Here is a 19,387-nt window from a genome sequence, read left to right as displayed (position 1 = left end):
CTGAGCCTGACCTAGATCGAACACTTCGCCAGCAGAGTCGCCGGATCGACTTCCTGCACGGGACCCGTCGATTCGTCGCGGCAGCGGGAGGCCGCACCGGTATGGAGAACGCCAGTGGGTGCGGGGTGCAGGAAGTCGGCCCGGTCGACTTCCTGCACACAACCGGGGTGAGGGGCTCGGGGCAGTCGCGCCGAGGCCGACGGATGGCACGGGAGCTGCCGGTTCGAGTGGTGGTGAAAGCCGCGCCGCCGTGGGCGGCGCCTGAGGGTAGGGACGCGAGAAGTCGACTGGGCCGACTTCTCGTGCGGGAGCTTCCGGTTCGAGAGGTGGTGGTGGAGGCCCTGCCGCCGTGGGCAGCGCTTGAGGGCGGGGTGTGGGGGCTGGGGCGGCTGCGGTGGGTGGGGGTGCGTGCGAAGATGGCAGGGCTGGTGGGAACGATCTCCGGACGGTTTCTGGGACGGTTCTCTGGCCATGGTGGACGAATACGCGCAGCGCGCGGGGCAGCCTCGGCAGGACGCCCTGCTGATGGTGCCGATCGCCACGGCGCTGATCGACGCCGACGGGCGGATCCTGCACTGGAGCGGTGACGCGGAGGCGTTGCTCGGGCACCCTGCGCAGGAGGCGGTGGGGGCGCGGGCGGCGACGCTGCTGACCTCCGAGGAGCACCGGCCGGAGGTGCTCCAGCTGTTCCGGCAGATCCTGGCGGGCCGGTCGTGGTCCGGGGTGTTCCCGGTGCGGCACCGGGACGGGCACCTGGTGAACCTGGAGTTCCGTACGTATCCGATCCGCGGCCCGGGCGGCGCCCCGATGGTGCTGGCGGTGGCCTCCGAGGTAACGACGCTGCGCCGGCTCCAGGCCGATCTGGCGCTCCTCGACGGGTTCTTCACGCAGTCCCCGGTCGGCATGGCGGTGTTCGACACCGGCCTGCGCTTCGTCCGGTTGAACGCGGCGCTGGCGGACGCGAACGGCCTGGGCGTCGAGGAGCCGCTGGGCCGTCGGCTCACCGAGGTGCTGCCGGGGATCAACGCCCCGGAGTCCGAGGCGGTGATGCGCCGGGTGCTGGAGAGCGGCGAGCCGGTGGTGGACGACCTGGCGCACGGCCGTACCCCGGGCGACCCGAGCCACGACCATGCCTGGTCGGCCTCGTACTTCCGGTTGAGGGACCGCGGTGGCCGGGTGCTCGGGGTGTGCGCCACGGTCATCGACATCACCGAGCGCTTCCATGCCGACGCCCGGGCGGCCCGCGCCCAGGAGCGGCTGTCCCTGCTGGTCGACGCGACCGCCTCGATCGGCACCACGCTGGACCTGCGGCAGACCGCCCGGGAGCTGGTCGACGCGATGGTGCCGAGGGTCGCCGACATCAGCGCGGTGTTCGGGCTGGAGGAGCTGGTGGCCGGCCGGAACGTGGAGCCGCCCGCGCCGGACGTCCCGCTGCTGGTGCGCCGCCTGGCGATCGCCTCCGCCGACGCCGTCTACCCGGCCGATTCGCTGCCGGTCGACGCGGTGTACGAGCTGCGGCCGGACTCCCCGTACGCCCGGGCGCTGGCCGGCGGGCGCACGGTGGTGGTGCCCTCCTGGGAGCTGCCGATGCTGAGCGAGCCCGTCCACGAGAGCCGCCGCCAGGCCTACCTGGGCGACCGCCCGCGCTCGGTGCGGATCACCCCGCTGGTGGCGCGCGGTACGACGCTCGGCATGGTGGTGTACTCGCGGCGCGGCGCGCGGGAGTCCTTCGCGGCGGCCGACATCACGCTCGGCGACGAGCTGTCCTCGCGCGCGGCCGTCGCGATCGACAACGCCCGGCTGTACCTGCGCCAGCACCAGACCGTGCTGGCCCGGCAGCAGGCGCTGCGCGAGGCGAGGGCCGCGCAGGAGCGTCTGGCGCTGGTCAACGTGGCCTCCGCCCGGATCGGCACCACGCTCGATCTCGCCCAGACCGCGCAGGAGTTGGCCGAGGTGGCGGCACCGAGGCTGGCCGACACGGTGGTGGTGGAGGTGCTGGAGGAGCTGGTCCGCGGCGAGCGCGAGGCGACCGCCCCGGTGGACGGTTCGGCGCTGCTGCGGCGGATGGCCTTCCACTCGGTGCCCGGCTCGACGCTGGCGCCGATCGCCCGCACCGGCAACCTGCACCGTTTCGTGCCCGGTTCGCCGTACGCCTGGTGCCTGGCGCACCGCAAGCCGGTGCTGGTGCCCAGGATGGACGAGGAGGGCATGGCCTGGTTCGCGGACGACCCGGTGCGGCGGGCCGCCGTACGGGAGCAGAACGTGCTGTCGTTCATGGTGGTCCCGCTGATCGCGCGCGGCACCCCGGTCGGCGTGGCGGGCTTCTACCGCACCCGGGTCGAGCGCCCGTACGATGACGACGACGTGGCGCTGGCCGGGGAGTTGGCGGTGCGGGCGGCCGTCTCGATCGACAACGCGCTGCTGTTCACCCGCGAGCGCGACGCGGCCGCCGCCCGGCAGCGGGCGCTGGACGAGGCGTGGGCCGCCCAGCAGCGGCTGTCGCTGCTGAACGAGGCCAGCAACCGGATCGGCACCACGCTCGATCTGCACCGCACCGCCCGGGAGTTGGTGGAGGTGGTGATCCCGCGCTTCGCCGACTTCGTGACCGTGGACCTGCGCGAGGCGGTGCTCAGCGGCGAGGAGCCCGGGGCGGTCCCGGCGGAGGGCCCGGTGCTGATGCGGGCGGTGGCGGTCGGCGACACCGGCCCGGACGGCGGCATGCTCGGGGCGGCCGACCAGGTGGGCGAGACCTCGCAGTCGGCCGGGCTGTACGCGCAGAGCCTGCGCACCCGGCGCTCGATCCTGGTCTCCGAGGTGACCGAGGAGGAGCTGAGCCGGATCGTCGCCTCGCCCGACCGGGTGCAGCCGAGCCTGGACGCCGGGGTGCACTCGTACCTGATGGTGCCGCTGGTGGCGCGCGGACAGGTGCTGGGCGGCGCGGAGTTCGTCCGCTCCCGCAACCCGGTGCCGTTCGGGTCGGCGGACCGTTCGCTGGCCGAGGAGCTGGCCGCCCGCACCGCGCTGGCGATCGACAACGGACGGCTCTACCGCCGCGAACGGGACACCGCGCTCACCCTCCAACGCAGCCTGCTGCCACAGGAGGTGCACCGCACGCTCGGGCTGGACCTCGCCTACCGCTACCTGCCGAGCAGCGTGGTCAGCGAGGTCGGCGGCGACTGGTTCGACGTGGTGCCGCTGTCCTCCGGGCGGGTCGCGCTGATCGTCGGCGACGTGATGGGCCACGGCATCCGGGCCGCCGCCACCATGGGCCAACTCCGCACGGCCGCGCGGACGTTGATCACGCTGGACCTGGATCCCGAGCGGGTGCTGTACCGGCTGGACGAGGCGACCGCGGGCATCGGCGAGGGCCAGTTCGCCACCTGCGTCTGCGTGGTCTACGACCCGGTGGACCGCCAGTGCACCGCGGCCAGCGCCGGGCACCTGCCGCCCGTGGTCGCCGACACCGAGGGGCGGGCGCACCTGGTCGAGCTGCCCACCGGCGCCCCACTGGGGGTGGGCGGAGTCGCCTTCGAGAGCGCCGAGTTCACCCTCCCCGAGGAGGGCATCCTGACCCTCTACACGGACGGGCTGGTCGAGCGCCGGGGCCAGGACCTCGACGAGGGACTGCAGTTGCTGTGCCGGACGGTCGCCGACCGGCGCGGCTCGCTGGAACAGACCTGCGACGCCGTCCTGAAGCGGCTCACCGAGACCACCGGCGAGGACGACATCGCCGTCATCATGGCGCAGGTCCGCCCGAAGGGCGCGGACCGGATCGCCACCCTGCGGCTCACCGGCGACCACGCCATGGTCGCCCACTCGCGCCGCTTCACCCGCGAGACACTGGCCTCCTGGGGGCTCGACGCGCTCATCGACTGGGCCGAGCTGCTCACCAGCGAGCTGATCACCAACGCGCTGGTGCACGCCGGATCGCCCACCCAACTGCGGCTGTACTGCAACCGGGTGCTCACCGTCGAGGTCGCCGACCAGGAGTCCGAGGTGCCGCGGATCCGCCGCGCCCGCAGCGAGGACGAGGGCGGCCGGGGCATCCACCTGGTCAACGAGCTCGCGCACCGCTGGGGCAGCCGCCGGACCAAGGACGGCAAGGTGGTCTGGTTCGAGCTGGAGCTGCCCCCGGGGGCAACACCGTCCGCCTGAACGACCGGCGGCTGTCGCACCGCGTCTCTCGGCCGGTGCGCGGGGGGAGAGTTGGGGCGGGACACCGAGGTCGGGGGGTGTCGTCAGCGGCCGGCCAGGTCCTCGGCGCGGTAGCGGCCGGAGGGCCTGCGGTCGCGGAGCAGGCCGAGCAGGGCCGGCGCCACCCGCTCGGGCAGCGGCGCGCCGGAGACGTCCTCGCCGGGGCCGGCCTCCTGGAGCATCCGGGTGCGCATGCTGCCCGGGTCCACCGACCAGACCCGCAACTCCGGCTCCTCCCGGGCGAGTACGTCGCCGGCGAGGTCCAACGCGGCCTTGCTGGCACCGTAACCGCCCCAGCCGCGGTAGGGCACCACGGCGGCCTCGGAACTGACGTTGAGGACGGCGCCGGCATGGGCGCGCAGCTGGGGCAGCACGAGCTGGGTGAGGGCGATCGGGGCGAACGTGTTGACCTCGAAGGTCTCCAGCAGGCCCGGCAGCGGGAAGTCGGCCAGCCGGGGCAGCGGTTGCCCGCCGGGGCCGGGGGCGCCGTTGAGCGTTCCCGCGTTGTTGACCAGCAGGCTCGCGCCGCCGAGCTCCTCCGCGGCTCCGGCCAGGTGGGCGCGGTGGTCGTCGTCGACGACGGAGCCGGGCAGGGCGACGACCCTGGTGACGGCGGCCAGATCGGCTGCGGCGGAGGCGAGTTCGGCCGCTCCCCGGGCGGTGATCACCAGCTGCCAGCCGTCGGCGGCGAGGGCGCGCGCGAGGGCCAGGCCGAGGCCGCGGGAGGCTCCGGTGACCAGGGCGACGGGAGCGCTCCGCGGTACGGCTGCGCGGCGCGCCCCGCCGGTGCCTGCGCTCGTCGTGCCCGCGCTCATGCCCGCGTTGTTGTCTGCGTTGGTGCCTGCGTTCATGCCGCACACCATCCCGCCGCCGGGCCGGTCGGCGGATCGGCCACCGGAACGGGAACCGGCTCGGACGTTGGCCCTAGCTAGATCGTTCGGAGGTCCTGGGGCCCGGGACCGGCGTCGTCGGCCCAGCCCTGCGGGTCGGTCCAGGCGGTCAGTGTGCGGCGGGTCTCGAAGCGGCGCTCCCGGCCGGTCAGCGGATCGGTGAACTCGATCGTCGAGGCGAGCAGTTGCAGCGGGCGGCGGAAGTCGTCGGGGGCGGGCTCGGGCAGCACGACCGGGTAGACCGGGTCGCCGAGGATCGGCAGCCCGAGGCCGCACATGTGCAGCCGCAGCTGGTGGGTGCGCCCGCTCAGCGGCCGCAGCCGGTAGCGGGCGAGTCCGTCGCGGCGCTCCAGCAGGTCGATCCGGCTCTCGCTGTTCGGCGGCGCGTCGATCTCCTGGGCGGCGATCACCCCGCGCTCCTTGACGATGTGGCTGCGTACGGTGCGCGGCAGGCTCAGCTCCGGGTCGTACCCGGCGACGGCCTGGTACTCCTTGCGCACCAGGCGGTCCCGGAACAGCGTCTGGTAGGCGCCGCGGTCCTCCGGGCGGACGACGAACATGGCCAGGCCTGCGGTGAGCCGGTCCAGGCGGTGCGCGGGGCTGAGCGCGGGCAGGTCGAGGGCGTGCCGCAGCCGGGACAGCGCCGTCTCGGTGACGTGCCGGCCGCGCGGGGTGGTGGCCAGGAAGTGCGGCTTGTCGACCACCACCAGGTGCTCGTCGCGGTGCACCACGACCAGCTCGAACGGGACGCGCACCTCCTCGGGGAGGTCCCGGTAGAACCACAGGTGGGCGCCGGGGCGAAACGGCTCCGCTGGGGCGATCGGGCCCTGCTCGCCGACGATCTCGCCGTCCCGCAGCGCGGCGTCGACCCGCTCGGCCGGGACGGCGGGCAGCCGGTCCACCAGGTGGTCCCGCACGGTCGGCCAGGGGCCTTCGAGCGGCAGCCGGAGGTGGACCGGGTCCACACCGTGGCGCTGCGGGAGGGGGGAGGCCGGGCGGCGGCTCTTGCGTCTCATCTCCCGCCCCAGCCTAGTGCGCGCCGGCGCGCGCCCCTCGGCCGAGGTGCTGACCCGGGGCCGGGCAGGGAAAGTGGACCGGAGGCCCTCGTGACGCCGGGGGCCTCCGACCGTCCGCCGGCCGGGCCGACCAGCCGCCCCACCGGCCGAACCGAGCAACCGACCGATCTGCCGGACCGACCGGCCGGCACCACTGGAGGACGCGTGACCGCCGACGGCCCGGACGGGGTGCCGCCGCTGCACCTGCCGAGGCGGACCCGGCTGCTGCTCTACGGCTCGCTCCTGCTGCTGGTCGCCGCCGTGGTGGCCGCGCTGGCCATCGGGCCCGGGACCACCCTGGCGCCGCTGCTCGCGGTGGCCCCGGTGCTGGCCGGTGCGACCACCCGGCGGGCCCGGGTGCCGCTGCTGGTCGGCGCGGCCGCGGTGGTCGCCGTCGGCCTGCTGGAGTCGGCCAACGCGCAGCTGCCGCTCTCGGTCCGGATCAGCGTTCCGGTCACCGTCCTGGCCTCGACCCTGGCCAGCGCGGCCAGCGTCGTCCTGGTGGCGGCCCGCGAGCGGGAGCTGTTCCAGGTCCGGACGGTGGCCGAGGCGGCCCAGCGGGCCCTGCTGCGCCCGCCGCCGGAGCGGATCGGGCCGCTGCGTCTGGCGGTGCGGTACGTGGCGGCGGCCGCCGAGGCCCGGATCGGCGGGGACCTGTACGCCGTGGTGGAGACCCGCTTCGGGCTGCGCATCCTGCTCGGGGACGTCCAAGGGCACGGCCTCCCGGCGGTGGAGACGGCGGCGGACGTCCTCGGGGTGTTCCGGGAGGCCGCGCGGACCGAGCCGGACCCCGGGCGGCTCGCCGAACGGCTGGACGCGGCGCTGGCCGCCCGGCCGTCGGAGGAGGGGCGGTTCGCCACCGCGCTGCTGCTCGACGTGGCGCCGGACCGGGGGCCGGTACGGCTGGTGAACTGCGGCCACCCGCCCCCGCTGCTGCGCCGGGCGGGCCGGGTGAGCGAGCTGGAGCCCCCGTTCCCGGCGCCGCCGCTGGGGCTGCTCGGGCTCACCGACGACAGCTACCCGGACCGGCGGTTCGACCCGGAGCCGGGCGACCTGCTGCTCCTGCACACCGACGGCGTGTCGGAGGCCCGGGACGCCGCGGGCCGGTTCTACCCGATCGCGGAGCGGCTGCCCGGACTGCACGGCGGCACCCCGGCGGACCTGCTGGACGCCGTGCTGACGGACGTCGGCGGCTGGGTCGGCGACGCCGGGCTGGCCGACGACGCGGCGGTGCTGGCGATCCGCTGGGAGCCGTGACCGGGCCGCGCCGATGGCTCGGGAGGGCGGTCCGGAAAGCGGTCCGGAGAACTGCCCGGAGAGCAGCTCCGGTGAGCTTCCCGGCCGCGATTGTCAGTGGTGTGTGCAAGGCTCGGTCCACGGTCGGCGGGGAGTCGGCCGCAGGGTGGTCGCGGATCGACGAGGGGACGGTGCCATGGGGAGCGGGCGCAGGGCGAGCGGGTCTTTCGAGGTCACGGCGTTCGAGCCGGTGGAGACGGAGGAGCGGGAGGGCGCGGCGTTCGGGCGGGTCCGGATCGCCAAGACCTTCACGGGCGGGCTGAGCGGGGCGGGCGAGGTGCGGATGCTCTCCGTCGCGGGCCCCTCCGGCAGCCCGGCCTCGTACGTCGCGGTGGAGCACGTGACGGGTGAACTGGACGGGCGCAAGGGCTCGTTCGTGCTGCAGCACGCGGCCTGGGACACCACCGGCACGACGATACGCGTGGTGCCGGGCACGGGCACGGGCGAGCTAGCCGGGATCACCGGCGAGTTCCACCTGACCGTCGACGGGTCCGGCACCCACACCTACGTCCTGGAGTACGGGCTGGGCTGACGCCGGCCGCGGCGCGCGCGGCCGGCGGCCCCGGTCCGTCAGAGGATGGGCTGGGTCGCCTCCAGCCGCTGGATCGCGGTCCGGACCGCGGTCGCGTAGGCCCAGAACAGCGGCAGGGTGTTGGCCGCCCGCTCGGTGCGGGTGTTCTTGCCCGGGGCGAACATCGCGGCCCGCTGCTCGGTGGTCATCTCCAGCTGGGCGCCCATGCCGAGCAGGCTGCGGTTGCAGATGTTCTCCGGGGAGATGCCCGCGATCTCCTCCTCGCCGGAGGCGGTCACGGCCCGGATGCCCGCGGCCGCGAACTCCTCCATCAGGTACTGGCGGAAGGTGGGGTTCAGGCCGCCGACCAGCACGGCCTGGGCACCGGCCTCCAGTCCGGCCTGGGCGGCGGTGCAGCCGTGCAGCGACAGCACGTTGCGGCTGCTGGCGCACATCGCGCGGGCCACTCCGTCGTCGCAGTGGGTCGAGGTGACGTGCAGCTCGCTGTTGTTGGAGGAGCGCAGGCCCTCGAACATCCAGAAGTCGTGCGTCGGCCCGGCGGCCGGGGCCGGGGCGAGGTCGGCCGGGTGGTAGCCGGCGATGGCCAGGCACAGTTCGGAGGTGCCGCCCTCGATGCCGCCGCCGTGCGGGGCGATGACGGTGGTCCGGACGAACGGCGTACGGCCCTGCGGGCTCTGGTCGTCGACCAGGTGCCGGCGGTAGCGGCGGCCGTAGTCCACGCCCTCGACCACGGTCGGGTTGGCGTAGAGGGCCGTGTTGGAGGGGTACAGGTCGGCGGCGGCGCTCGCGGGGGTGCTGCCCACGGCGGCGCCGAGGGTGCTGAGGGCCGGGGCCGCGGCGAACGCGGCGATCAGGGTACGACGGTTAATCACGGTCACGGATCATGACAGGAGGTGGGGGATCGGAAAAGTACCGGCAAGGCTTTGGCCAAGTCGACGCCATGTCACGACGGGATCGGCCCGGTCGTACGACAGCGACCTGGTCGTGCGACACCGGCCCGACGGAGGCGTGCCGCATCCGCCCGGGCACGGGCAGCGCTGTCACGATGATGCGATCAGTGCACGATCGACATCGGAGGGTGGCGCATGCCCGACACGGCGGTGGATCGTACGACGGCAGTGGTCGTGGAGGCGCGGACGGTCGAGCAGGTGGTCGGCCGGCTGCGGGAGATCGGGGCGGGGCTGCCCCCGGCCGACGGGGTGGGGGTGTTCAACCGGCTCTACCTCACCGTGACGGAGGCGGTCCGTGACCGGCTGGACGGCGGGCGCTTCGCCGACCCGTCGGCGGTGGCCGAGCTGGACGTGGTGTTCGCCGGGCGGTACCTGCGGGCCGTGGCCGCCGACGCGGCCGGGCAGGAGCCGCCCGCCTGCTGGCGGCCGCTGTTCGCGCTGCGCGCCCACCCGGGGGTGCACCCGCTGCAGTTCGCGCTGGCCGGGATGGCCGCCCACATCCAGCACGACCTGCCGCTGGCCGTTGTGGACACCTGCCGCCGCCGGGGCTGCGAGCCGTCCGACGTCGAGCCGGACTACCACCGGATCGACCGGGTGCTGGCCGAGGTGGAGACGACCGTCCGGGAGCAGCTGATGCCCGGACCCGACCTCCTGGAGCGCGCCGAGCCGCTCACCCACCTGCTCGGCGCCTGGTCGGTCGGGGCCGCCCGCGAGGGCGCCTGGGGCACCGTCGAGGCGCTCTGGGAGCTGCGGCACCTGCCGGGCGCCGCCCGGGCCCTCGCCACGGCGCTGGACGGTTCGGTCGGGCTGCTCGGCCGCGTCCTGCTGCTCCCGCTCGGGCCGGGCGGGAGGCAGGGCGGGAGGCAGGGCGGTGGACCGGAGGACGGGCGGAACACCGGAGAGGCCGGCGCCCCGAACCGCGGCCAGGCCCCCGGGCACCGCACCCCCGTAACGGCCCCCGCGGCGGCCCCCGGGCACCGCACCCCCGCAACGGCCGCGGCCGCCCGGCTCCCCGAGGCGAGGAACCGGACGGCCGACGGTGCGGGCCCCGACGCGGCGGGCCCGGCAGGCACAACAGGCGCAGCGGGCGCCGGAGCCGGTCAGGCCCAGCTGGAGTGCAGCGGCTTGCCCTCGGCGTAGCCGGCCGCGCTCTGGATGCCCACGATCGCCTTCTCCTGGAACTCCTCCAGGCTGCCGGCGCCCGCGTAGGTGCAGGAGCTGCGGACGCCCGCGATGATCGAGTCGATCAGGTCCTCGACGCCGGGGCGGGTCGGGTCGAGGAACATCCGGGAGTGCGAGATGCCCTCCTCGAACAGCGCCTTGCGGGCCCGGTCGTACGAGGAGTCCTGGGCGGTGCGGTTGCTGACGGCGCGGGCCGAGGCCATGCCGAAGCTCTCCTTGTACTGGCGCCCGTCGGCGGCGGTCTGGAGGTCGCCCGGGGACTCGTAGGTCCCGGCGAACCAGGAGCCGATCATCACGTTGGAGGCGCCGGCGGCCAGCGCCATCGCGACGTCGCGCGGGTGGCGCACGCCGCCGTCGGCCCAGACGTGCTTGCCGAGCCGGCGGGCCTCGGCGGCGCACTCCAGGACGGCGGAGAACTGCGGCCGGCCGACGCCGGTCATCATCCGGGTGGTGCACATGGCGCCGGGGCCGACGCCGACCTTGAGGATGTCGGCGCCCGCCTCGACGAGGTCGCGGACACCGGCGGCGGAGACCACGTTGCCGGCCACGATCGGGACCCGCGGGTCCAGGCCGCGCACCGCGCGCAGCGCGCTGATCATGGACTCCTGGTGGCCGTGCGCGGTGTCGACCACCAGCACGTCGGCACCGGCCTCGATCAGCGCCGCGGCCTTGCCCGCGACGTCGCCGTTGATGCCGACGGTGGCGGCGATCCGCAGCTTGCCGGCCTCGTCCACGGCCGGGGTGTACAGGGTGGCGCGCAGCGCGCCCTTGCGGGTGAGGATGCCGACCAGTCGGCCCTCGCCGTCCACGACGGGGGCGAGCTTGCGGTGCGCCTCGGTGAGCTTCTCGAAGGCGGTCCGCGGGTCGATGCCCTCGTCCAGCAGCAGCAGTTCGCGGGACATGATGTCGGCCAGGCTGGTGAAGCGGTCCACACCCTGGCAGTCGGACTCGGTGACCACGCCGACGGGCTTGCCGTCCTCGACCACCACGAGGGCGCCGTGCGCGCGCTTGGGCAGCAGCGAGAGCGCCTCGGCCACGGTGGCGCCGGGGGCGAGCGTGATCGGGGTGTCGAACACCAGGTGGCGCTGCTTGACCCAGGAGACGACCTCGGCGATGACCTCGGTGGGGATGTCCTGCGGGATGGCGACCAGGCCGCCGCGGCGGGCGACGGTCTCGGCCATCCGGCGGCCGGCGATGGCGGTCATGTTGGCCACGACCAGCGGGATGGTGGTGCCGGTGCCGTCGTTCGAGGAGAGGTCGACGCCCTGCCGGGAGCCCACGGCGGAACGGCTGGGGACCATGAAGACGTCGTCGTACGTCAGGTCGTACGAGGGCTTGAGGTCGTTCAGGAAGCGCATGAAGGAGGGCTCTCTGGCTGGGGGGATACACCTCGGGTGCGGTTGCGGCGATGCCGCCGGAGCGCACTCGGGCGCCCGGCACCCAGCGTTCGATTCTCCGTGAGGGTGGGGGCAAAAGCCAGTTCGACGGGCATTGCTGGGGCTGCGTACAAACCGTGATCAATACTCCGCGCGTAGACATGGAGGATCATCCAAAGACCCCCTCCGACGTCGGCTTTTCGCCCCGGTCCGGACCGCTCCCGTAGCATTCACGCGGTAAGGGGCTTGGCTTCACGCGTGTGGGCGTGGCGAATCGGGAAAGCGGCAGCAGGCGTGAGCATCGGTCAGACGGACATCGACCAGACGGACCTCCGACAGGCGGACATCGAGCAGACGGGCACCGGGCGGACGGACCTCGGCCAGGACCCGGTCGAGGGCGCCGAGGAGGAGATCGACTTCGGTCCCGGCCTCGACCCCGAGCGGCTGCGGCTCTGCCTGGAGGTGCTGGCCGAGCTCGACGAACTGCACGTGGACCACCCGGACGCGATCACCGTCCGCAAGGCCGTCGGCGGCATATTCCGCACCCTCAAGCAGCGCCGCCGCCAGGAGACCCGGGCCCGCAAGACCGCCAACGACCGCGAGGTCACCGCCCGTACCGCCACCGGCGCGCCCACCCGGATCGACGACGAGACGGCCGGCGCCTTCGGCCTGACCACCGTCACCACCACCGAGATCGCCGGCATCCTGGAGCGCCCGCGCTCCTGCTACACCTGCAAGCAGCGGTACATCGAGGTCGACGCCTTCTACCACAACCTCTGCCAGGACTGCGCGGTCAAGAACCGCTCCCGCCGGGACGCCCGCGCCGACCTCACCGGCAAGCGCGCGCTGCTCACCGGCGGCCGGGCCAAGATCGGGATGTACATCGCGCTGATGCTGCTGCGCGACGGCGCCCACACCACCATCACCACCCGCTTCCCCAACGACGCGATCCGCCGCTTCACGGCGATGCCGGACAGCGCCGAGTGGATCCACCGCCTCAAGATCATCGGCATCGACCTGCGCGACCCGGCCCAGGTGATGGCCCTGGCCGACGAGGTCGCCGCCGACGGCCCGCTGGACATCCTGATCAACAACGCCGCGCAGACCGTGCGCCGCCCGCCGGAGTCCTACCGCGAGCTGGTCAACGCCGAGTCCGCCCCGCTGCCGGCCGGCGAGCTGCCCCAGGCCACCACCATCGGCCGCTTCGGCAGCGGCAGCGTCGACCTGCCCGCCCTCCCCCACCAGGCGGGCGGCGACACGCAGCGGATCACCGCCGAGGACGTCACCTCGCTGGCCCTGGTCACCGGCTCCGCGACGCCCGACCGGATCGCGGCCGGCACCGCGATCGACGCCGGCGGCCTGGTGCCCGACCTCGCGGACACCAACAGCTGGGTGCAGACCGTCAGCGAGGTCGGCCCGATGGAGCTGCTGGAGGTCCAGCTCTGCAACTCCACCGCGCCGTTCATCCTGATCAGCCGGCTGCGCCCGGCGATGGCCGCCTCCGCGTCCCGCCGCAAGTACGTGGTCAACGTCTCCGCGATGGAGGGCGTCTTCTCGCGCGGCTACAAGGGCGCCGGCCACCCGCACACCAACATGGCCAAGGCCGCGCTCAACATGCTCACCCGCACCAGCGCGCAGGAGATGTTCGAGTCCGACGGCATCCTGATGACCGCCGTCGACACCGGCTGGATCACCGACGAGCGGCCGCACCCGGACAAGATGCGCCTCGCCGACGAGGGCTTCCACGCCCCGCTCGACCTGGTCGACGGCGCGGCCCGGGTGTACGACCCGATCGTGCGCGGCGAGGCGGGCGAGGACCTGTACGGCTGCTTCCTCAAGGACTACGACCGCTCCAACTGGTAACCAGCCGAAGGGGATGGCGAGTTGAGCACCGCACCGTCCGGGCCGACCGGACCGACCGCGCCCACCGGACCCGCCGGGCCGGCCGCGCCCGCCGCACCGGTCCCGCCGACCGCGCCGCTGCTCGGCGCCGGGGTCATCGTGCCCACCGGCGACGGCCGGGTGCTGATCGGCCGCCGGACCACGGCTGGCGAGCCGCCGACCTGGAGCCTGCCCGGCGGCAAGGTCGACCTCGGCGAGTCCTTCGAGCGGACCGCGGCCCGCGAACTCGCCGAGGAGACCGGCATCGTGCTGCCCGCCGAGGAGATGCGGGTGCTCGCCGTCCACCTCGACCACGAGCTCGGCCGGCCCCGGCTGACGGCCGCCGTGCTGGCGCCGCCGAGCCTGGCCGAGGCCGTGGTCACCGAGCCGCACGCGTGCGGCGGCTGGGAGCGCGTCCCGGTGGACGCGCTGCCCGAGCCGATGTTCTACCCGTCCGCGCTGGTGCTCGGCAGCTGGCTGCCGCGGCTGTCCCCGCGGCTGCTGGCCGGAACGCACGGCTACCCCGTCGCCCGCTGGAACGGGTGACGGGGCAGCCGACCGCCTGACGGCGCTCAGCCGTTGCGGGCCGCCTCCGGTCCGGTGATCCGCTTCAGCAGTGGCAGTGTCGAGGCGATGATCCCGAGCGAGGCGGCCAGCCCGAAACCGGTCAGCCCGTAGTACGCCGGGCCCGGGGACACCAGGTCGTAGTCCTTCTGCGCCTTGAGGAACATCGCCGCCGCGGCGAAGCCCGTCCCGATCGCGAGCGCCGAGACCACCAGCAGCGGCAGCGCGCTCTCCAGTCCGACCACCCTGCGCAGCAGCCGCAGCGGTGCGCCGGTCAGCCGCAGCATCGCGAACGGCCGCCGGCGGTCGGACAGTCCGGCCACCACGCTCACCGCGAGGCTGCACCCGGCGATCGGCAGGGTGGTCAGCAGCACCACGTTCGCCAGCTGCCGCCAGCCCTGGAGCTTCTTCTGCCCGGCGGAGGACCAGTCCTCGGCCAGCCGCGCCTCGTAGTGCGGGAACTCCTTCATGAACAGGGTCCGCAGCTGTTCCTTGGCCGCCTTGGAGCCGTCGGTGGTCGCGTAGAGCATCCGCACCGGGAGCCCGGCCGCCTCGGCCTCGGAGACCGGTGCGGCCGGCCACTCGCGGTCGGAGGCGTCCACCAGGCCGACCAGCTGGTAGGGGTCGACGGCCGCGACGGCGGCGCCGGGAGCGCAGTGGCCGACCACGGGGATCTGCGCGAGGTCCGCGCAGCTCACCAGGCCGGGCACGATGCCCCGCCCGCTCCGCTGGCCTGTACCGGCCGGGTCCTCGTGCACCAGGGCGATCCCCTGGAACCCGGGGACGGCCCGCGCCCGGGCCAGCACGCGATCGGGCACCGACGGCAGCAGGGCCGCGTCGTTCCGGTTGCCGAAGGGCGCGTCCACGATCGCCTTGCGCACCTCGGGGGCGCCGTTGAGCATGCCCTGGTTCGCGTTGATGGTGCTCATGATGGCCAGGGTCGCGGTGGTCACGAACAGCGCCAGCACCACGCCGGCGACCGACCGGAAGCCCGCCCCCGGGTCGTCCGCCAGGCGGCGCATCGCGATCAGGGCGGCCGGACGGCGGGTGCGCCGGGCCACCGCCCGGGCCGCGGCCATGGTCAGCCACGGCCCCGAGACCACCAGCCCGAGCATCACCAGCACGAAACCGGTCAGGTAGGCCGTGGACTGCCCGTCGGTGGTCTCCGGGCGGTTGCCCACGAAGTAGCCGAGTTCGGCGAGGCCGGCCACCAGCGGTGCCAGCCGCCAGGCGCTCGGCGGCTTCGGGGTGACCCTGCGGGAGACCCCGAGCGGCGAGACGGTGACCCGGCGCAGCGCGAGCCGGGCGGCGAGCGCGGCCGCCACCGGCACGCCCAGCACCACCCCGGCCGCCTGCGGCAGGGTCAGGCTCAGGTCGGAGGCGAAGAAGCGGTCGCCGGTGAACGGCACGTCGGCCACCACCGGTTTCAGCGCGGCGAACAGGCCGAAGCCGAGGGCCGTACCGATCACCGCGGCCAGGGTGGACTCCACCGCCGAGATCACCGACACCTGGCCGGGCGTCGCCCCCACCAGGCGGATCGCGGCGTAGCGCTGCTCCCGGGTGGCGGCGGAGAGCCGGGTAGCGGTGCCGATGAAGACCAGTACCGGGAAGATCAGCGCGGCGGCGACCACGGTGAGCACCAGGACCATCGCGTCGCCGTGCACGCCCGCGCCGTAGCAGTCGTACTCGCAGTCGTGGGGCAGGACGGTGGCGAGGCTGGTGACGGTGGTGGCCCTCGGCAGGGCCTTGACCTCGTCCGCGGTGCGGCCGACGACCAGCGCCAAGGTGTCCGGGGAGGGCAGCCCGTCCTCGCCGAGGGTGCCGACCTGCCGTCCGGGGAAGCGGTCGCCCAGTTCGACGGCCGGGGTGTCGCGCAGCAGCTTCTCCAGCGCGGGCGAGGCGTAGTACTCGCCGGGCGCGGGCAGCCGGCTCAGGCCGGGCGGCAGCGGCGAGGTGGGACCGGTCGGGGCGACATCGGCCCGGAAGACGGTCCTCCCCCGGTAGTAGTCCATCCGGGCGCCCCACCAGAGCGGGTCCGCCGAGGTGGCCGCGGTCGCGCCCTTGACGCCCGTGTTCATCCAGAGCTGCCGCTCGTTGGCCCGGTCGATCGCGCTCACGCCGGCGAAGGTCGAGAGCAGCAGCCCCACGCCGACCGCGACCGCCGCCGCGATCATCAGCAGCCGGGCCACCGCCTCCCGGCCGCCGCTGACGGCCAGCCGGAGCGAGAAGGCGATCATGGGGCCACCGTTCCGGCGCCGGCCGAGAGCGTACGGGCCCGGCCGTCGCGGACGACCGCCTCGCGGTCCGCGTACGCGGCGACCCGGGCCTCGTGGGTGACCAGGATGACGGTGGTGCCCTGCTCCTTGGCGGAGGCGACCATCAGCTCCATCACCTGCTCGCCGGTCAGCGAGTCCAGCGCGCCGGTCGGCTCGTCGGCGAACAGCACCCGCGGCCGGGCCACCAGGCCGCGGGCCAGCGCGACCCGCTGCGCCTGACCGCCCGACAGCTCGCCGGAGCGGCGCTGCTCCATGCCGTCCAGGCCGAGCCGGGCGAACCAGGGACGGGCCTGGGCCAGCGCGGCGGAGCGGCGCACGCCGTTCAGCAGCAGCGGCAGCGCGACGTTCTCCTCGGCCGTCAACTCCGGCACCAGCTGGCCGAACTGGAAGACGAAGCCGAACTTGTCCCGGCGCAGGGCGCTGCGCCGGGCCTCCGGCATGGTGTCCAGGCGCTGCCCGTCGAACAGCACCTCCCCCGCGTCGGGCACCAGGATGCCGGCCAGGCAGTGCAGCAGCGTCGACTTGCCGGAGCCGCTGGGGCCCATGATGGCGAGCACCTCGCCGGCCTGGACGGACAGGCTGGCCCCGCGCAGGGCGGGGGTCTCCCCGAAGGCGAGGGCGATGTCCCGGGCCTCGATCACGGCGGTCACGCGTTCACCTCCGCGGCGAGCGCGTCCAGGCGGGCGGCGGTGAGGTCGATCCAGCGCAGGTCGGCCTCCAGGTGGAACAGGCCGTGGTCGGCGAGCAGGGCGTCCACCAGGGCTCCGGTGCGGCGCAGTTCGGTGAGCTCGCGCATCCGGCGCAGGTGGGCGGCGCGCTGGGTGTCCAGGTAGTGCTCGGCGTCCCGGCCCAGCATCAGGGCCAGCACCACCTTGGTGAACAGCACGGACTGGAGGTTGGGCTCGGGCGCGACCGGCTCCTGGAGCCAGGTCTCGAACTCGGTCGCCCCGGTCTCGGTGATGACGTACCGCTTGCGCTCGGGCCCGTCGCCGGGCTCCGCCTCGCCGGCCACCACCTTGCCGTCGCGGGCCAGCCGGCCGAGGGTCGAGTAGACCTGGCCGTACGGAAGGGGCTTGCCGCGGCCGAAGAGGGCGTCGTAGTCGCGCTTGAGGTCGTAGCCGTGGCTCGGCTCTCGCTCCAGCAGCCCCAGAAGGGTCAAAGGAACACTCATGGGGGAAACATACACCCGGCGTATACCCCGAGTGTATATCTGGGCAGAATACGGCCCCGACCTGGGACATCGTCAGTCCATCGGCGAGGAAAGGGCGGAGAACGGGCCGGAGCCGGACACGGCACAGGCAGGGGGTGGCCCCACGACCACCCCCTGCCCCGTACCTCGGCCCGGCGCCCCCACGGCCGACCGGGCCACGGCCGCGCCCAAGCACCGGGAGGACGCCGCCACACCCCAGCCTGCCCGGACCGGGCGCGGATGCCGAGGGCCGAACGTCCCGGCCACTGGGCCGACCGGCCCTGACCGGCAGGTACCGGCGGTCCTCCGAACGCGCACGACTCTTGTGCGCGGGGGGCCGCCGGGTGGACATTGGGGCGTAACCGCCCAGCGTCCCCGCGCCCCTGAGGAGCCCTCACCGTGTCCAGCACTCCCCGTCCGGCCCTGCCCGCGTCGCTCCCGCGGCGCACCGGCCGGCGGCTGCGGCGGGCACTCGGTGCCCGGCACGAGCCGCTCGCCCGCCCCCTCGACCGCTCCCGCGCCCGCGCCTGGCTGTCCGCCGTGCTCGGCGCGGTGCTCGCCCTCGCCCTGTGCGCGGGCGGCTCGCTGCTCCTCTACCACGCCACCGCGCACCGGGCCGACGCCGACCGCGGGCGGCTGCAGCAGGTCGACGCCGTGGTCAGCGGCGTCCCGGACCGCACCACCGCCACCGGCAGCCGCTTCGCCGGCGGCTACAGCAACCAGGTGGACGTCGACGCGGACTGGACCGCCCCCGACGGCAGCCCGCGCCACGGCACCGTCCAGGCCCCGCACTCCGCCGTCACCGGCAGCCGGATCCCCGTCTGGGTCGACGCGGCCGGCACCGTCTCCGTCGCCCCGGCCGACCGGGTGGCCCTCGCCGTCTCCGCCGCCTGCACCGGCGCCGGCGGCCTCCTCGTCCTGCTGGCCCTGCTCGCCCTCGCCCTCCGCCTGCGCCTCCAGGCGCTCGACCGCCGGGCGGAGGCCGCCTGGAGCACCGAGTGGGAGCGCCTCGAACCCCTCTGGAGCGGCCGCGCCGGGCACCGCAGCGAGGACTGAGCCGCTCACCGGTGACACCCCGGAAGTCGACGCCGCCAGGGGCGCCCTCCGGGCCGTCGGTGACCGTGCGGCATCCCGAACCCCCTGGGGCGGGGCGGGAATTCGACGCGGCCCGCACCCGGCACCCGCCATGGGCGGGCGGCGGATCACCGGACGCCCGGTCAGCGCGGGTGGGTCCAGGCGGGGGCGGGGACGGTCCTGGCGGCGCGGTGGGTGAGGGCCGCGACGGCGAGGAGCAGCGCGAGGGCCAGGGCCAGGGCGAGCGGGATGTCGGCGTGGAGGACCAGGAGGGCGCCGAGGAGGGCGCCGGCGAACATCCAGACGGCGGAGGCCAGCCTGCGGGGGCCGGTGCGGTCGGCGGCGAGGGCGGTGATGGTCATGGTCAGCACGGTGGTGGTGAGGTCGGGGACCTTCAGGTCGCGGACCACCGCGTTCTGGCCGCCCATGGCGAAGCCGAGCAGCCCGATCAGGGTGTAGCGGGCCGGCTCGGAGGTGTGGCCGGCCACGGCCGCCAGCACGGTGGCCGCCGCGACCAGCGCCGACTGGACGGCGACGGCGGCGGCCAGCAGGTGCCCGCGGTGGCCGGGCAGGCGGCGGGCGAGGTGGCCGCCGGCCAGGGCGCCGAGCAGGAAGGCGGCGAGGGCGGCCAGCGAGGCGGTGGCGGAGAGGTTGGCCGCGCCGGCCAGGGCGAAGCCGAGGAAGACCACGTTGCCGGTCATGTTGGCGACGAAGACGTGGCCGAGTTCGAGGTAGCTGACCGCGTCCACCACTCCGGTGACCACGGTCAGCACCAGCAGCATCGGCACCAGCGGCCCGTGCTCGGGATCGGGGGTCGGCATCCTGCCTCCAGTCGGTTCGGGCGGGGGTTCGGGTGACCCGGTCCGGGTGACGCGGTCCGGTGACACGGTCCGGCGACGCGGTCCGGGTGGTGACGGTACGTCCGCGC

The 19,387-nt window shown here is 74.8% G+C and carries 15 protein-coding genes; 7 read left to right on the top strand and 8 right to left on the bottom strand.

All coding sequences use genetic code 11. From position 1 onward, the window contains the following. The first annotated feature begins 471 nt into the window (after positions 1-471). Positions 472-4,155 carry a SpoIIE family protein phosphatase gene (locus AMK13_RS15225; RefSeq protein ID WP_074002572.1) on the top strand — a complete coding sequence of 1,228 codons (3,684 nt, stop codon included), beginning with the start codon at positions 472-474 and terminating at the stop codon, positions 4,153-4,155. An 83-nt stretch (positions 4,156-4,238) separates the two neighbouring features. On the opposite strand, the gene AMK13_RS15220 is transcribed toward AMK13_RS15225, so the two are convergent. Both AMK13_RS15220 and AMK13_RS15215 read right to left on the bottom strand, forming a co-directional pair. Then, on the bottom strand, positions 4,239-5,045 hold the full coding sequence (locus AMK13_RS15220) for an SDR family NAD(P)-dependent oxidoreductase (protein ID WP_079272131.1): 807 nt from the start codon (positions 5,043-5,045) through the stop codon (positions 4,239-4,241). A 77-nt stretch (positions 5,046-5,122) separates the two neighbouring features. Continuing rightward, positions 5,123-6,100, bottom strand: coding sequence for a pseudouridine synthase (locus tag AMK13_RS15215; protein ID WP_074002571.1), 978 nt, complete (start codon positions 6,098-6,100; stop codon positions 5,123-5,125). Positions 6,101-6,304: 204 nt separating this feature from the next. On the opposite strand from AMK13_RS15215, the gene AMK13_RS15210 reads away from it, so the two are divergent. Together AMK13_RS15210 and AMK13_RS15205 are read left to right on the top strand one after the other, a co-directional pair. After that, positions 6,305-7,396 (top strand): PP2C family protein-serine/threonine phosphatase, encoded by a 1,092-nt coding sequence (locus AMK13_RS15210; RefSeq protein WP_049655986.1) that lies wholly within the window; start codon positions 6,305-6,307, stop codon positions 7,394-7,396. Positions 7,397-7,571: 175 nt separating this feature from the next. Next, entirely contained in the window at positions 7,572-7,967 is a 396-nt protein-coding gene (locus tag AMK13_RS15205) for a DUF3224 domain-containing protein (protein ID WP_074002570.1), read from the top strand. Between the two features lie 38 nt (positions 7,968-8,005). Here the strand turns inward: AMK13_RS15205 and AMK13_RS15200 are convergent, their stop codons facing one another. Next, positions 8,006-8,845: a poly-gamma-glutamate hydrolase family protein gene (locus tag AMK13_RS15200; protein ID WP_074002569.1), complete on the bottom strand. Its 840-nt coding sequence runs from the start codon at positions 8,843-8,845 to the stop codon at positions 8,006-8,008. Between the two features lie 207 nt (positions 8,846-9,052). Here AMK13_RS15200 and AMK13_RS15195 point away from each other — a divergent pair, with 207 nt between their 5' ends. After that, entirely contained in the window at positions 9,053-10,057 is a 1,005-nt protein-coding gene (locus AMK13_RS15195) for a DUF5995 family protein (protein WP_338016285.1), read from the top strand. On the opposite strand, the gene AMK13_RS15190 is transcribed toward AMK13_RS15195, so the two are convergent. Beyond that, the gene (locus AMK13_RS15190) at positions 10,018-11,457 is read right to left on the bottom strand and encodes a GuaB1 family IMP dehydrogenase-related protein (RefSeq protein WP_049656920.1); all 1,440 of its coding nucleotides are present in this window, start codon (positions 11,455-11,457) and stop codon (positions 10,018-10,020) included. The two genes, AMK13_RS15195 and AMK13_RS15190, sit on opposite strands and share 40 nt — an antisense overlap. 429 nt (positions 11,458-11,886) lie before the next feature. Between AMK13_RS15190 and AMK13_RS15185 the strand changes: the two genes are divergently transcribed. Beyond that, positions 11,887-13,338: an SDR family NAD(P)-dependent oxidoreductase gene (locus AMK13_RS15185; RefSeq protein ID WP_074002653.1), complete on the top strand. Its 1,452-nt coding sequence runs from the start codon at positions 11,887-11,889 to the stop codon at positions 13,336-13,338. 21 nt (positions 13,339-13,359) lie between these two features. Then, entirely contained in the window at positions 13,360-13,902 is a 543-nt protein-coding gene (locus AMK13_RS15180) for a nucleotide triphosphate diphosphatase NUDT15 (protein ID WP_079272129.1), read from the top strand. Positions 13,903-13,928: 26 nt separating this feature from the next. Here AMK13_RS15180 and AMK13_RS15175 read toward each other — a convergent pair whose 3' ends face one another. The 3 genes from AMK13_RS15175 to AMK13_RS15165 are packed head-to-tail and all read right to left on the bottom strand — an operon-like array spanning position 13,929 to position 17,367. Beyond that, positions 13,929-16,157 (bottom strand): ABC transporter permease, encoded by a 2,229-nt coding sequence (locus AMK13_RS15175; protein WP_074002567.1) that lies wholly within the window; start codon positions 16,155-16,157, stop codon positions 13,929-13,931. After that, the gene (locus tag AMK13_RS15170; RefSeq protein ID WP_074002566.1) at positions 16,154-16,846 is read right to left on the bottom strand and encodes an ABC transporter ATP-binding protein; all 693 of its coding nucleotides are present in this window, start codon (positions 16,844-16,846) and stop codon (positions 16,154-16,156) included. The genes AMK13_RS15175 and AMK13_RS15170 overlap by 4 nt, the downstream gene beginning before the upstream one ends. After that, the gene (locus tag AMK13_RS15165) at positions 16,843-17,367 is read right to left on the bottom strand and encodes a PadR family transcriptional regulator (RefSeq protein WP_049656925.1); all 525 of its coding nucleotides are present in this window, start codon (positions 17,365-17,367) and stop codon (positions 16,843-16,845) included. The genes AMK13_RS15170 and AMK13_RS15165 overlap by 4 nt, the downstream gene beginning before the upstream one ends. A 417-nt stretch (positions 17,368-17,784) precedes the next feature. Between AMK13_RS15165 and AMK13_RS45890 the strand changes: the two genes are divergently transcribed. After that, complete coding sequence (locus AMK13_RS45890) at positions 17,785-18,441, top strand: Rv1733c family protein (protein WP_074002565.1); 657 nt, start codon at positions 17,785-17,787, stop codon at positions 18,439-18,441. Positions 18,442-18,602: 161 nt separating this feature from the next. Here AMK13_RS45890 and AMK13_RS15155 read toward each other — a convergent pair whose 3' ends face one another. Then, on the bottom strand, positions 18,603-19,280 hold the full coding sequence (locus AMK13_RS15155) for a YoaK family protein (RefSeq protein WP_074002564.1): 678 nt from the start codon (positions 19,278-19,280) through the stop codon (positions 18,603-18,605). Positions 19,281-19,387 lie beyond the last annotated feature (107 nt).

The sequence above is a fragment of the Streptomyces sp. CB02056 genome, from assembly GCF_001905545.1.
Classification (GTDB): domain Bacteria; phylum Actinomycetota; class Actinomycetes; order Streptomycetales; family Streptomycetaceae; genus Kitasatospora.
Note: the sequence above shows the minus strand (reverse complement) of the source record. Positions and strands in the feature narration are given on the sequence as shown.

Excerpts from the sequence above, each read along its gene's own strand:
- AMK13_RS15225 (WP_074002572.1), top strand. The coding sequence starts at position 472 with ATGGTGGACGAATACGCGCAGCGCGCGGGGCAGCCTCGGCAGGACGCC.
- AMK13_RS15220 (WP_079272131.1), bottom strand. The coding sequence starts at position 5,045 with ATGAACGCAGGCACCAACGCAGACAACAACGCGGGCATGAGCGCGGGC.
- AMK13_RS15215 (WP_074002571.1), bottom strand. The coding sequence starts at position 6,100 with ATGAGACGCAAGAGCCGCCGCCCGGCCTCCCCCCTCCCGCAGCGCCAC.
- AMK13_RS15205 (WP_074002570.1), top strand. The coding sequence starts at position 7,572 with ATGGGGAGCGGGCGCAGGGCGAGCGGGTCTTTCGAGGTCACGGCGTTC.
- AMK13_RS15195 (WP_338016285.1), top strand. The coding sequence starts at position 9,053 with ATGCCCGACACGGCGGTGGATCGTACGACGGCAGTGGTCGTGGAGGCG.
- AMK13_RS15190 (WP_049656920.1), bottom strand. The coding sequence starts at position 11,457 with ATGCGCTTCCTGAACGACCTCAAGCCCTCGTACGACCTGACGTACGAC.
- AMK13_RS15175 (WP_074002567.1), bottom strand. The coding sequence starts at position 16,157 with ATGATCGCCTTCTCGCTCCGGCTGGCCGTCAGCGGCGGCCGGGAGGCG.
- AMK13_RS15165 (WP_049656925.1), bottom strand. The coding sequence starts at position 17,367 with ATGAGTGTTCCTTTGACCCTTCTGGGGCTGCTGGAGCGAGAGCCGAGC.
- AMK13_RS15155 (WP_074002564.1), bottom strand. The coding sequence starts at position 19,280 with ATGCCGACCCCCGATCCCGAGCACGGGCCGCTGGTGCCGATGCTGCTG.